The organism is Arthrobacter sp. efr-133-TYG-104, from assembly GCF_030208915.1.
Taxonomy (GTDB): Bacteria; Actinomycetota; Actinomycetes; order Actinomycetales; family Micrococcaceae; genus Arthrobacter.
The window spans coordinates 47,141-59,604 of the sequence record NZ_JARVTA010000010.1 but is presented as its reverse complement, the minus strand read 5'-3'; the positions used below and the strand labels follow the sequence as shown (position 1 = coordinate 59,604).

General features: G+C 63.3%; 12 protein-coding genes. 8 read left to right on the top strand and 4 right to left on the bottom strand.

Annotated features, from left to right (window positions below):
- Window positions 1–192: 192 nt before the first annotated feature.
- The 4 genes from QRN04_RS09000 to QRN04_RS08985 all read left to right on the top strand — a co-directional run bounded on the left by QRN04_RS09000 (window position 193) and on the right by QRN04_RS08985 (window position 6,090).
- A complete protein-coding gene (locus QRN04_RS09000; protein ID WP_284975680.1) occupies window positions 193–1,761 on the top strand; it encodes a sigma-70 family RNA polymerase sigma factor in 1,569 nt (522 codons plus the stop codon).
- 138 nt (window positions 1,762–1,899) lie between these two features.
- Window positions 1,900–2,832: an ATP-grasp domain-containing protein gene (locus tag QRN04_RS08995; protein ID WP_284975679.1), complete on the top strand. Its 933-nt coding sequence runs from the start codon at window positions 1,900–1,902 to the stop codon at window positions 2,830–2,832.
- A gap of 136 nt (window positions 2,833–2,968) precedes the next feature.
- Entirely contained in the window at window positions 2,969–5,767 is a 2,799-nt protein-coding gene (gene ppc, locus QRN04_RS08990) for a phosphoenolpyruvate carboxylase (RefSeq protein ID WP_284975678.1), read from the top strand.
- Window positions 5,768–5,784: 17 nt separating this feature from the next.
- Complete coding sequence (locus QRN04_RS08985) at window positions 5,785–6,090, top strand: hypothetical protein (RefSeq protein ID WP_284975677.1); 306 nt, start codon at window positions 5,785–5,787, stop codon at window positions 6,088–6,090.
- A 29-nt stretch (window positions 6,091–6,119) separates the two neighbouring features.
- Here the strand turns inward: QRN04_RS08985 and QRN04_RS08980 are convergent, their stop codons facing one another.
- A complete protein-coding gene (locus QRN04_RS08980; protein ID WP_284975676.1) occupies window positions 6,120–6,752 on the bottom strand; it encodes a DedA family protein in 633 nt (210 codons plus the stop codon).
- A 53-nt stretch (window positions 6,753–6,805) separates the two neighbouring features.
- Between QRN04_RS08980 and QRN04_RS08975 the strand changes: the two genes are divergently transcribed.
- Window positions 6,806–7,348 carry an O-acetyl-ADP-ribose deacetylase gene (locus QRN04_RS08975; RefSeq protein WP_284975675.1) on the top strand — a complete coding sequence of 181 codons (543 nt, stop codon included), beginning with the start codon at window positions 6,806–6,808 and terminating at the stop codon, window positions 7,346–7,348.
- Here the strand turns inward: QRN04_RS08975 and QRN04_RS08970 are convergent.
- Window positions 7,345–8,271 carry an RluA family pseudouridine synthase gene (locus QRN04_RS08970; protein ID WP_284975745.1) on the bottom strand — a complete coding sequence of 309 codons (927 nt, stop codon included), beginning with the start codon at window positions 8,269–8,271 and terminating at the stop codon, window positions 7,345–7,347. The genes QRN04_RS08975 and QRN04_RS08970 overlap by 4 nt on opposite strands.
- A 149-nt stretch (window positions 8,272–8,420) precedes the next feature.
- On the opposite strand from QRN04_RS08970, the gene QRN04_RS08965 reads away from it, so the two are divergent.
- Together QRN04_RS08965 and QRN04_RS08960 are read left to right on the top strand one after the other, a co-directional pair.
- The gene (locus QRN04_RS08965) at window positions 8,421–9,023 is read left to right on the top strand and encodes an ArsR/SmtB family transcription factor (protein ID WP_284975674.1); all 603 of its coding nucleotides are present in this window, start codon (window positions 8,421–8,423) and stop codon (window positions 9,021–9,023) included.
- Window positions 9,024–9,065: 42 nt separating this feature from the next.
- Window positions 9,066–9,758 carry an SRPBCC family protein gene (locus QRN04_RS08960; protein WP_284975673.1) on the top strand — a complete coding sequence of 231 codons (693 nt, stop codon included), beginning with the start codon at window positions 9,066–9,068 and terminating at the stop codon, window positions 9,756–9,758.
- A 12-nt stretch (window positions 9,759–9,770) separates the two neighbouring features.
- Here the strand turns inward: QRN04_RS08960 and QRN04_RS08955 are convergent, their stop codons facing one another.
- Window positions 9,771–10,346, bottom strand: coding sequence for a TetR-like C-terminal domain-containing protein (locus QRN04_RS08955; protein ID WP_284975672.1), 576 nt, complete (start codon window positions 10,344–10,346; stop codon window positions 9,771–9,773).
- Window positions 10,347–10,427: 81 nt separating this feature from the next.
- Between QRN04_RS08955 and QRN04_RS08950 the strand changes: the two genes are divergently transcribed.
- Window positions 10,428–10,934 (top strand): DUF4188 domain-containing protein, encoded by a 507-nt coding sequence (locus QRN04_RS08950; RefSeq protein ID WP_284975671.1) that lies wholly within the window; start codon window positions 10,428–10,430, stop codon window positions 10,932–10,934.
- A 17-nt stretch (window positions 10,935–10,951) separates the two neighbouring features.
- Here the strand turns inward: QRN04_RS08950 and yczR are convergent, their stop codons facing one another.
- The gene (gene yczR / locus QRN04_RS08945; RefSeq protein ID WP_284975670.1) at window positions 10,952–12,415 is read right to left on the bottom strand and encodes a MocR-like transcription factor YczR; all 1,464 of its coding nucleotides are present in this window, start codon (window positions 12,413–12,415) and stop codon (window positions 10,952–10,954) included.
- Between the last annotated feature and the right edge of the window lie 49 nt (window positions 12,416–12,464).

The following is a 12,464-nucleotide window of genomic DNA, read 5'->3' as shown; positions in this document are numbered from 1 at the left end:
ACGATGTCATATGCCACTAGTGCCTCTGGAGGTCGTTTCATGACGATGCGGCGAGCGGAAGTGCGGTGCCGACCCTTGACCGGATAGCGGCAAGCTTTGATCAAGACTCTTTAGAAATTCGCGTCATGACTGAGGGGCCGTGGCCACTAAAAAAACATGGGTGCGATATTTCATAGTGGAGGGCTGTCCTAGATGGCACACTCGACGAGTGCAGGCGGCAACGTACACGGCAACCTGGACAGCGATGGGCACCTCATTGAGCAGGTTCGCAGCGGAGACATGTCCGCGTTCGACGACCTCTACGAACGCCACCTCTCCATCGCATCCGCCGTTGCGCGACGCAACGTGGATAACCCCAGCGACGCCGAGGACGTGGTTGCCGAGGCATTTCAGTCCGTCCTGCAGAGCCTCATGGCCGGGAAAGGACCGGACAACTTCTTCCGTGCCTACCTGCTGTCCACGGTGACCCGGCTCTCGCATCACCGGAACCGCAAAGCGGGGAAGACTTTGCCGAGTGGAGACGATTCCCTTTTGGACAGTGCCTCGGCAGAACCGGATGCGGCAATCAAAGCCTTCGAATCCCAAACTGTCGCCAGGGCATTTCGTGCACTCCCGGAACGGTGGCAGGCCGTACTTTGGTACCTCGACGTTGAGCGGATGAAGCCCGCTGCGGTGGCACCAATACTTGGCCTGAGCCCTAACGCCGTCTCCGCGTTGGCACTACGGGCCCGTGAGGGCCTCAGGAGGGAGTACCTTCAGGCCCACATCGCGGAAGAGAAGAATGCTGGTTGTGCCGAATATGCCGGCAAACTGGGTAGCTTCATTCGAGGTGGGCTTTCCACCGCCGCGGAACGCAAGCTGCGGGCGCACTTGAACGGTTGCTCGAAATGTACCGCCGCCTTGGGCGAACTCAAGGACGTCCAGAGCACCATGCGGGCTGTACTTCTCCCGATGATCACCGGTATTCCAGCTGCGGCATGGGCCGGCAAGGGTGCAGGACTGGGCATCATTGGCGGCTTGGCGCCAGTCAAGGCCGCCGTGGCCGTCCCGACGATCGCTCAACCGGCAGTGATGGCAGTGGTTGCTGCTGCGGGCTTAGGGCTTGCCCTCGGCGCGGTCGGTTTGGTGGACCTCTTGACGCCGGATTACATGGAGCAGCGTGCCGGGGAAGCCAGTACCTCCCAGCTGTTACAGAGCGTCAAACCCTCAGCTTCAGCCCCACCACCCAAACCGCAGCCGCCTTCAGCCACAGTTCCCCCGGCCGAGGTTCCCACCGCGGCGGCTCCATCCGTCGTCCCGGCCGTGCCTCCCGCAGCGCCGCCCCCCGCCGTCGTGAGACCCACCACAACGCCGATTCCGACGCCGGTCCCCCCACCGAGTTCCACTCGGCCGTCACCGCCCCGGGTGGATGTGCCCGCGCCGGTTGACGCCTCGGTCAAGGACATGAGTGCCGGCCCACGGGCTGTCACCATGGAAGTGAATTTCACTGTCGGGGGATCACAAGCTTTGGGACCGGGCAAGGTGGTCTTCTCGGTGGGAAGGGCAGAGTCGATCCCCATGAAGCTCGTCGATGCCCCGGAAGGTTGGTCCTGCTCAGTGCAGGCGTCGAACGTGGTTACCTGCACTACTCCATCCATCCAGCGAAGGGAACTGCACTTTCAGGTGACCGCAGTGAGCCAACGGCGAAGTCAAGGCGGTGTCCTGACGTACTCGCTCAGTGGCCAAGGACTCGGCCCCGGTGACTTTGTGCATAAGTATTGACCTCAAATTCCTTGCCCCTGCCGCGTCACGAAATCACGGTTTGAAGCACTGATGTCGTGCTGGCCCTGACTGAGGAGGCAGCACGTAGGCGAATAAGGGACGTATGACAACGGCGGCAAAGTAATGGTTCGGGTTCTGGTGACTGGCGTCGGAAGACCTGCAGGCAACTCCTTGGCGCGCCAATTAATGGATCGTGGCCATTGGGTACTCGGCGTCGAAGCGCACCCGGTGGAGGCTTCAGCTGCCCACGCAGTGTCAGTCGTATCGCAGCCACATGTACCCGGCTACCTCTGGGAACTACGCGGGCTCGCCGCGATCCATGACATCGAGGTGGTTGTTCCCACTGCCCGTGATGAGCTCCTGGTGGTGTCCGCGGCCAAGAATCATTTCGCCCCGGGTGTGGACGTGCTCATCGCCGATCCGGCACCTCTTCGGGTAATGCATGACAAGTATCTCGCCATGCAGCGACTGGTGGCTGCCGGCATTCCCGTGGCCGGGTTCGGACTGCCGGGAGAATTCGGGTCGATCAATGAGGCGATGGTCCAGCTCGGCGGGTCGCTGGTGGTGAGGCCAAGGGTTTCCAAGGGTGGACTGGGTGCACAGGTCCTGAAAAGGAGAAGCACCGTCGGGCACATTGCCTTGAACGGGTCAGCCCTGAACTGGTCGGCCCTGAACTGGTCAGCCCTGGACGATTCCTGGATGGTGCAAAGATTCACTCCCGGTCCTGCCTACCTCCCCACGGTTCTGCGCCACGCCCTCAGCGGAGGCAGCGCCGACGTCGTGGTTGTCTTGGAGAAGACCGGGCAGGTGGGCAGTAGCGGAATCCGAAGAGCCCACCGCGATTCCATCCGTCGAGTGGACCTGCCGGACGTAGCGCAGCTGGCGGGCGCGGCAGCCGCGGCATCGAAGTTGTCTGGACCGGTCGGAGTCGCGATCCGGCGCATGCCGGACGGAAGCCCGGTGGTGCTGGGGATCGAGGCCGGGTTTGGTGCGCATAGTGCCTGGGCGCCGGAGCTCGTGGACGCAGTCATGCGGCCGTATGCAAGGGAAGGCCTGCGGAACGCTCGTTGATGCCGCGACGCCGGAATGTGAGACGCGTTGCGGCGGACGGCTTTTTTGCGGGTAATATCCCCTAGGAAACAAGTAACCCGGCTCACAGTATCCAGCGCAGTGTACGAGTCAAACCAGATCCCGAAGGTAAGTATCTATGGTTCACACTGCCCATCAAGACACTGATCTCGCTGCCGAACTTCGCGCCGACGTTCGCCGGCTCTCCACCCTTCTGGGTGAGTCCCTGGTCCGGCAGCATGGCCCCGGGCTCCTTGCCCTGGTGGAACAGGTTCGCTTGCTGACCAAGGAATCCAAGGAGGCCGCACGTGGCGGTGCCGATGCCACCGGTCCGTGGAGCGCGCACGACGTCGTAGCCCAGGTCCGCGAACTCCTCGCCTCCCTGCCGCTTGACCAAGCGACCGACTTGGTCCGTGCCTTTGCGTTCTATTTCCACCTCAGCAACGCTGCCGAACAGGTTCACCGTGTTCGCGGCCTCCGGACGCGCCAGGAAAAGGATGGTTGGCTGGCAAAGGCAGTCTCGGAGATCGCCAACAAAGCCGGGTCCGATGTGCTGCAGGATGTCATCAACGAACTCGATGTTCGCCCGATTTTTACGGCACATCCCACCGAGGCTTCACGTCGATCGGTGCTGGACAAGATCCGGAAGCTCTCGGACGTCCTCGCTGAACCGACCGCGGAGAGGACTTCCCTGCGACGGCGCCAGGATCGCCAGCTCGCCGAGATCATTGACCAGATGTGGCAAACAGATGAGCTCCGCCAAGTGCGCCCCACTCCCGTGGATGAGGCCCGCAACGCGATCTACTACTTGAACAACATCCTGACCGATGCCATGCCGGAGATGCTCACTGACCTGGCGGAACTCTTGGCCGAGCACGGTGTGGCGCTGCCCGCAGGTGCAGCGCCGCTGCGGTTCGGGTCATGGATCGGCGGTGACAGGGACGGGAATCCGAACGTTACGGCAGCTGTCACCCGGGAAATCCTGCAACTCCACAACCAGAACGCCGTGCGCATCAGCATTGCCCTGATCGATGAACTCATCTCGGTGCTCTCAAATTCCACTGCGCTCTTCGGTGCGGACCAAGCCCTCCTGGATTCCATCGCAGTGGATGTCAAGAACCTGCCCGGCCTGGATAAGCGGGTTCTTGAACTCAACGCCCAGGAGCCTTACCGGCTCAAGTTGACGTGCATCAAGGCCAAGATGATGAACACGGGCCGCCGCGTCGCGGCGTCCACCCATCACGAACCCGGACGCGACTACGCCACCACGTCGGAGCTCTTGGCCGAATTCGCGTTGCTTGAGGACTCGCTGCGTAACCACTCCGCCGGACTGGTTGCTGATGGCGCATTGGCAAGGGTCCGCCGTGCGTTGGCGGCTTTTGGTTTGCATCTTGCCACCCTCGATATCCGCGAGCATGCCGACTACCACCACGACGCCGTGGGACAACTGGTCGATCGGCTAGGCGGGGAGAAGCCCTATGGTTCCCTGTCCCGGGCGGAGCGTTTTGAGTTCCTGGGCGCCGAGTTGGCTTCGCGTCGCCCGTTGTCTGGCCACCCGATCGTGCTCCAAGGCACGGCAGACGGAACTTACGACGTGTTCCGCAGCATCCGCCATGCTCTGCACACCTATGGGCCCGATGTCGTGGAGACGTACATCATTTCCATGACCCGTGGCGCCGACGACGTCTTGGCAGCAGCCGTTTTGGCCCGTGAAGCTGGCTTGATCGACCTCTTTGGAGCAACGCCCTACGCGAAAATCGGCTTCGCGCCCCTGCTGGAAACCGTTGAAGAGCTGCGTGCGTCCGCCGAGATCGTGGACCAGCTGCTCTCGGATCCGTCCTACCGGGAATTGGTCCGTCTCCGCGGCGATATCCAGGAAGTCATGCTCGGTTATTCCGACTCCAATAAGGAATCCGGCGTGATGACGAGCCAGTGGGAAATCCACAAAACCCAGCGCAAGCTGCGGGACATCGCCGCGAAACACGGGGTGCGGGTCCGTCTCTTCCACGGCCGTGGTGGCTCAGTGGGACGCGGCGGGGGACCCACCTACGATGCCATCATGGCCCAGCCGAACGGCGTTCTTGAAGGGGAAATCAAGTTCACGGAGCAAGGCGAGGTTATCTCCGATAAGTACTCCCTCCCGGAGCTTGCCCGGGAAAACCTTGAGCTCTCCTTGGCCGCAGTCATGCAGGGTTCGGCGCTGCACCGGACCCCGCGAACCTCCGAGGATGAGCGGGAGCGTTACGGCAGCGTCATGGAAATCATTTCCGACGCCGCGTTCGCCCGGTACCGCTCCCTGATAGACGATCCCGAGTTGCCCGCCTACTTCCTTGCCTCGACGCCGGTGGAACAACTGGGGTCGCTGAACATCGGCTCACGGCCTTCCAAGCGCCCCGACTCCGGCGCCGGCTTGGGTGGCCTCCGCGCTATTCCTTGGGTCTTCGGCTGGACCCAGTCCCGCCAGATCGTGCCGGGTTGGTTCGGTGTAGGCTCGGGCCTGAAAGCGGCGCGGGAAGCCGGGAACACGGAACAGCTGATGGAAATGACGGAGCGCTGGCACTTCTTCCGTTCGGTGATCTCCAATGTGGAGATGACATTGGCCAAGACCGACATGGAGATCGCGGGCCACTACGTTTCTTCCTTGGTCCCTGAGGAGCTGCACCGGATTTTCCATCTGATCCGGGACGAGTACGAGCTCACCGTGGCAGAGATCGAACGGCTCACAGGTGAGGCCGAACTGTTGGACGCCCAGCCCATGCTGAAAAGGTCGCTGGAAATCCGTGACCAGTACCTGGATCCGATCAGCTACCTGCAGGTTGAGCTCCTGCGCCGAATCCGTGAAGAGTCGGTGTCCGGCAACGAGATAGATGAGCGGCTTCAACGGGCCATGCTCATCACCGTCAACGGCGTGGCCGCAGGCCTGCGAAACACCGGGTAGCCAGTTAGGGTGGTGGGATGCCGTCGTTCCAGACCAAGTTGAAGATCACGGGCCTCAAGCCGGGAAACGCGCCCGAGTCCGTGATGGCAGCAGCGGTGGAAGCATTGGAAACCCGCCACCATGTGGAGGCCAACCAACTCGATATCGTCGGGGGAGTGCCACAGCTCACCCTCCGTTTCATGGTCGATGCGCGGGATTACAGTGGCGAGAACGACGACGCCCGGACATCGGCCGCGATGATGCGCGACGCCGTCGAACGCGTTGCGCTGACCGGGAACCTCTACGTCTTGCGCCGCAACCGTGGCCGCTGGGCCCCTGTCTAGCCTCCGGCAGGGGCCGGCGCTGCCGGGCGTCACTCGGGGCTGGGGGCCTCGCCGTCGAACCCTTCTTCCACTGGGGAACGGCTGCCTCGGCGGCGTGTCGCGATGAGTCCCACCACCACCCCGATGAGCAAGCCGGCCCCGGCTCCGATCATCGAGCTTGCCCAGAACGGCAGTTTCGTCGCTGAACCCGTGAAGTAGCCCAGGCCTACCTGCCACACAGACCAGAGCACGGCGCCGAGCCCGGCACAAAGGCTGAACCCGCGGACGGACACGTTTGCGATGCCGGAGGCGGCCGACGTCGCCAGCCGTCCCGCCGGGATGAACCGACCACCGATAATCGCGCCGTACGTTGAGGATCGGCCGGCCTTTGCGATGGCCCGGTGGACTCCGATATGCAGGCGGCGGCCCCACGCCCATCTGTCCAGGACGTGGCTGATGCGTCGCTTGAACAGCATGAAAACGGCCATATCCCCGAGCCAGGAAGCGATCGCGGCCAGCAGGAGCAAGAGCCACACGTTGACATGGTTGTCGGCCGCCAAAGCTCCGCCGGTGATGACCATCATTTCTGAAGGGATTGGCGGGAAAATGGCGTCGGCCATCACCATGGGTACGATCCACAGGTAAATTGCGGATCCCCACGTATCCGGGGCGGTGATGTCCATGCGCACAAGGTACCGCACTTGCCGCCCGGACGCTGCGGCGAAAGACTGACGGCATGCGAATCGAACTCCTGCAGGGCGACATCACCAAGCGCGACGTCGATGTCATCGTCAATGCTGCCAACTCCTCCCTACTCGGTGGAGGGGGAGTGGACGGCGCCATCCACAGCGCCGCAGGACCGGAACTCCTGGCAGCCTGCCGCGAATTGCGCAGAACGGAACTGCCCGCGGGCCTGCCGGTGGGCTCGGCCGTCGCGACTCCGGCGTTCAGGCTTCCGGCCCGCTGGGTGGTGCACACCGTGGGGCCCAACCGTCATGCCGGCCAAACTGATCCGGCCCTGTTGGCGTCCTGTTTCGTGGAGAGCTTGAGGGCCGCGTCCGGGCTCGGCGCCCGATCCATCGCGTTCCCCGCGATCAGTGCCGGGATTTATGGCTGGGACGCCGAACAAGTCGCCAGGATAGCGTTCGATGTCGTCACCTCCTTCGGATCACCCTCAGCGGGTGCCGTGTCAAGCAATCAGCTCGACGTTGTGGAGTTCGTCCTCTTCTCGGAGAGGACCGCGGCGGCCTTCCGCGCAGTGTTCGAGGCCGGCGCCTAGCGTGCTTCGCTGAGCTCCAACTGGCTGCGGTACTCCACGGGGTGGTTGCTGATGGGGTCCACAAAGGAGATACCGCGTGCCAACAATTGAAGGGGTTTGGTGTAGTCGTCCGGGGCCTTGTCCAGCAGGTCCGGGTAGAACGCATCGTTGACGATTCCCAGACCGAGCGAGGCCATGTGCACCCGTAATTGGTGGGTCTTTCCGGTGTGGGGCTCAAGGCGGTAGAGCGCGCGCTGGTGCCTTCCGGCGTCGAACGTCTTTGTCTGTTCGATGCGGGTTTCCGCGTTCGGTTCGCCGTCGATGACTTCAGCGAGCAGGTAGCTGCGGGACTTGGTCATCCGGTTGCGGACCACAGCAGGGAACTCGACGGCGGGATAGCCTGCGGCGGGCGCGGCGGCGGACACGCACTCGTATTCCTTCCGGACCTGGCGCTTTTCAAACAGCACCTGGTATTTGCCCCGCGTCTCAGGGTTGGTGGAGAGCAGCAGGAGGCCGGCGGTCATGCGGTCCAGGCGGTGCATGGGAATGAGATCTGGAAGGCCGAGTTGGTTCCGGAGCCGTACCAGCGCCGATTCCTGGATGTACGTTCCGCCGGGGGTGGTGGGGAGGAAATGAGGCTTGTCCACCACGAGGATGTGCTCGTCCTGGTGGAGGATGGAGAGTTCCACCGGGATCCGGGTCTCTTGGGGCAATGTCCGGTAGTACCAGATGAAGGTGTGGTCCTCGAGCTTGGTGCTCCGGTCCAGCCGTACGCCGCCCTCGCCCACGATCTCGCCGGCGTCGAACCGGTCCTCGATGCCTTGGGGGTCGATGTGGCCCCAGCGATGCATCATGTAGTCCATCGCAGTGTCCCACGGACCCTCGGCAGGCAGGCGCAGGCGGGTAGCGTTCACGCCGTCGCGCACAGGAAGGGGGGATTGCATCACCGGTTAATTCTATCGGCCCCGCGTTGTGGGGCCCGCTCTGCACGGATTGAGCTCGATTGTGCGGGTAGAGCGGGCCTGGCAACGGCATGGAACCGAACATAAAAAAGTTCTTGACAATAAAAATTGTCGGTTGGCATACTGGAAGCATGTTGGACATCGAAGTGATTGAGGATCCCGCGGCGGCGGAAGCCTCGTTGGACCCGATCCGTACGCGCATCCTTCAAGAGCTCACCAAGCCTTCGTCGGCCACTCAGTTGGCCGCTCGGATCGGACTTCCGCGCCAGAAGGTGAACTATCACCTCAAGGCCCTTGAGGGCCATGGGCTGGTGGAGCTGGTGGAGGAGCGCAAGAAGGGCAACGTGACCGAGCGGGTGTTGCGCGCTACGGCGGCTTCCTACCTGATCTCGCCGGTTGCGTTGGCGTCGGTTGCCCCGAATCCGGCCCGCTTTGCGGACAGGTTCTCTGCATTCTGGCTCCTGGCCCTGGCTGCGCGCACGGTGCAGGAGATGGGCAAGCTCATCGCCGGTGCCGCCGCGGCAAAGAAGAAATTGGCCAGCTTCGCGATCGACGGCGAGATCGCTTTTCGCTCGGCCGCCGAACGCGCGGCCTTCGCTGAAGAACTCGGGGTGGCGGTGACGGCTCTCGTGGATAAGTACCACGACGGCGGTGCTGACGCACTGGCCAGCGGCGCGCGCAAGCACCGGCTCGTCGTCGTACTTCACCCAACACTCAAATCGACCACGCGCTGAACAAGTTCCTCGGGGAACACGCAACAGAAAAGGACCACAGCAATGACTGACAACAGGAAATTTGAGATCGTGGCCGACACCGCACTGCCCGGCACCCCGGAGCGCGTGTGGCAGGCAGTCACCCAGGACACCGCGGCGTGGATGTTCCCCACGGATCAGTGGCCGGCCGTGAAGACCGTGGAGGAGTACCCGAGCCATCTGGTGACGCGTATGGAAGGTCCTGACGGTTGGTTCAACCAGTTGGAACACGTCCTTGAACCGCTGGATGGTGGCCGTGCCCAACTGCACTACGTCCATAGCGGGATCTTCGCCGATAACTGGGACGAACAATATGACGGCGCCAGCAAGCACACCGCGTTCTACCTCCACACGCTGGGTCAATATCTGCAGCACTTTGATGGCAAAGCGGTGGTCTTTACCGACGTCCAAGGACCCGCTGCGTCGCAGGTTCCCGGTGGATTTCTCCAGTTGAAGAACGCGCTGCGCGTGGACGGGCTGAGCGAAGGGGCTTCTTTTGATGTGGAGCTCGACGGCGTCGGGCGGTTGAGCGGGGAGGTGGACTATTCCAACGAGAACTTCCTCGGCCTGCGAACTGCCGATGCCCTGTACCGGTTCTTCGGCAGGAACGCGTTCGGCGCTCCGGTGGGGATGACCGTCCACGACTTCTCGGGCTCCGGCGACGCCGAGCTCACCGCGAAGACGTGGGGCGCCTTCCTGGAAAAGGTGTACGCGTAAGGGCTAGCTGGGCTATGGCGTCCAAGCTCGAGCCATGGACTCGAGTGCTGCGTCATATATCGCGTCCCAGTCGGTATCCGGGTGGTTCATCTGGGCCAGCTCAAGGCTGACCAGCCCATGGACTTGCCCCCAAATCGCCATCGCCACCATCTCCGGGCTGTCGGTGCGTAGCCTCCCCGCCGTTTGTGCGGCGGTTACCGCCTCCACGAGGGGGAGGATGGCATCCCCGGCGACTTCCGGCGTCGGGCTGCACCCCACGTAGGCGGTCAACGCGCCGCCGAACATGAGCCTGTAAAGGGCCGGATGCGCCAACGCCCACGTGCGGTACGCCAGTCCTAGTCCCCGGAGCCCATCACCGGCCGCGTGTCGTTGTGACTCGCCGAAGGAGCGAAAACCGTCGTCGACGGCGGCCGTCAGCAGCTGCGATTTCCCGCCGAACAAGGAGTAGATCGCCGTTGTGGAGGTTTCCGCCGCGGCTGCCACGTCGCGGAGGGTCACTCGGGCGGGTCCTTCGCGGTCCACGAGTTCCGCCGTAACCGCCAATAACTGTTCCCGCACGCGCTGGTCATGAACGATAGGTCTTGCCATGAGACAAAGTATTTCATAACATCGTTCCGTAACGACGTTACATAACACAGTTACATAACTTCCCCGACTGAAGGATGTGGCATGGCGCAGGAGATCTTCCCAGGGCGGTTTACGGCGGACATCGGGCGCGAGTCCGTCACTGTTTTCCTTATCGGCATGCGGGCAAACAGGTGGTGGAAAGCGCGCCGTATTACAAGAGTGGCCTCGTCCATGACCGTGATGATGCGCCATCTGGCCACTCATCCGGATTCAGGATTGTTGGGTAGTGAACAGTGGTTCGGGAGGACCACCATCCTGCTGAGCTACTGGGAAAGTCCTGAGCATCTGAGGCGATTCGCGGCAGATAAGGACTCGCCGCATCTTGGCCCTTGGCGCACGTTCATGAAGCAGGTTGCCGGCAGCGGCGACGTGGGCGTTTGGCACGAGACGTACCAGGTGCCGGCGTCGGGAATTGAAGTGGTGTACAACGGCATGCCCCTGTTCGGTCTGGCGAAAGCCACATCCCATGTCCCCGTGCGGCCGGGGAGCAACACCGCGAAGCAACGCATGGGCTCCGCAGTCAGGACAGCGCCGGTCCCGGGCGCTTAGGCGACGGCAGTTGGCGCTTAGGCGACGGCGACGGCGGGTGGCTGCCCGGTCGCAAGGTCGCGGCGGAGGTGGGGCGCGGCGTCGAGTTTGTCCTGGGCGGCTCGGATCGCAAGAATTGCGGCCTCCAACTTAGCCGGCGGAAGGGTGAATGGAACGCGGAGGTATTGCTCGAAAGCGCCTCCCACCCCAAATCGCGGACCGGCGGCCAACCGCACGCCAAAGTCCGGGGCCAGTACCGTAAGGGCAGTGCTGGACGGCGTCGGCAACCGGCACCAGACGGTGAGCCCGCCGCGCGGCCGTTCCGCCTCCCAGCTGGGCAAATGTTCGCCCAACAAGCCCAGCAAGTATTCCCGGTTTTCCCTCAGTGCCGACAGGCGCTCATTCAGGGGCTCGTCAAAAGATCTGACCAGCCGGGCCGCGGCCAGCTGCTCCACAACGGATCCGCCCAGATCCATGATGGCCCTGACCGAAACGAACCGGGCGATCAGCTCTTCCTCTGCACGGATCCACCCGGTCCTCAGGCCGGCCCAGTGGGACTTGCTCAGTGAACCAATGGACACCACACCCGGCCCGAAAGAGGCCATCGGGGCTGTGCGGACGTCGTCGAGATTCAGGGCGCGGAGTGTCTCGTCGACCACAAGCACCGTACCGGCAGCAGCGGCGGCGCGCACCAAGACCCGGCGCTGCAGGTCGGACATGACCCGCCCGGTGGGGTTATGGAAATCGGGGACGAGGTAGGCCATCGCCGGGCGTTGTTGCCTCATGGTGGTCATCATGGCGTCCATGTCCCAGCCCGGCGAAGTCCTGGAAATGGTCCCCGGAAGTCCCACGGGCAACGGTTTACAGCCTGCTGCGCGAATGGCGTCCAGGGCGTTGGGATACGTGGGGTGTTCCACGAGCACTTTGTCCTGTTTGCCGGCGAGGGTCCGCAACACGATGTTCAATGCATGCTGCGCTCCCGAGGTCACAAGGATTTGCTCCTCGCTGGTGGGCACGCCCTCGGCGCAGTACTTCTCCGCGATCGCCTTTCTCAGGGCCACGACCCCCACGGCGTCGTATCCGAAGCCGGGAAGCAGTGCCGGCAGGTCGGTCAGGGCATCGGCGAACGCCCGGTGGACCACCTCGCCAGCCGCGGGGAGCGACGCGTAGGCGAAGTCCGTGAGCCCCTCCGGTATGGCCAGGCCTGGCGCGCTAACCGGTGAAGTCCTGTGGGGGATGCACGTCCGGCCCCGACTGCCTTGGCCTGCGGTGAGAAAGCCCTGCTCGCGAAGGGCGGCATACGCCGCGGTGACAGTGGTGCGGCTGAGGTTAAGCGCCTGGGCAAGAGCGCGCTCGCTGGGCAGCGCAACGTCCAACGGGATGCGCCCGTCCATCACCAGCAAGCGGACGACGTCGGCGAGCTCGCGGTAGGCGGGAAGGGCGCCGGAGTTCCATGGCCCCAAGAGACGAACGAGCGCGGTGGGATTCAACGAGCCAACCATAAGACCAGTATTCCAAACTGGCTATGGAATACAAGGCCAGTTTTTACGA

Bases quoted from the DNA above. Each gene is read 5' to 3' on its own strand.
- ppc (WP_284975678.1), top strand. From the start codon at position 2,969: ATGGTTCACACTGCCCATCAAGACACTGATCTCGCTGCCGAACTTCGC.
- QRN04_RS08950 (WP_284975671.1), top strand. From the start codon at position 10,428: ATGGCGCAGGAGATCTTCCCAGGGCGGTTTACGGCGGACATCGGGCGC.
- QRN04_RS08965 (WP_284975674.1), top strand. From the start codon at position 8,421: ATGTTGGACATCGAAGTGATTGAGGATCCCGCGGCGGCGGAAGCCTCG.
- QRN04_RS09000 (WP_284975680.1), top strand. From the start codon at position 193: ATGGCACACTCGACGAGTGCAGGCGGCAACGTACACGGCAACCTGGAC.
- QRN04_RS08975 (WP_284975675.1), top strand. From the start codon at position 6,806: ATGCGAATCGAACTCCTGCAGGGCGACATCACCAAGCGCGACGTCGAT.
- QRN04_RS08980 (WP_284975676.1), bottom strand. From the start codon at position 6,752: ATGGACATCACCGCCCCGGATACGTGGGGATCCGCAATTTACCTGTGG.
- yczR (WP_284975670.1), bottom strand. From the start codon at position 12,415: ATGGTTGGCTCGTTGAATCCCACCGCGCTCGTTCGTCTCTTGGGGCCA.
- QRN04_RS08970 (WP_284975745.1), bottom strand. From the start codon at position 8,271: ATGCAATCCCCCCTTCCTGTGCGCGACGGCGTGAACGCTACCCGCCTG.
- QRN04_RS08960 (WP_284975673.1), top strand. From the start codon at position 9,066: ATGACTGACAACAGGAAATTTGAGATCGTGGCCGACACCGCACTGCCC.
- QRN04_RS08985 (WP_284975677.1), top strand. From the start codon at position 5,785: ATGCCGTCGTTCCAGACCAAGTTGAAGATCACGGGCCTCAAGCCGGGA.
- QRN04_RS08955 (WP_284975672.1), bottom strand. From the start codon at position 10,346: ATGGCAAGACCTATCGTTCATGACCAGCGCGTGCGGGAACAGTTATTG.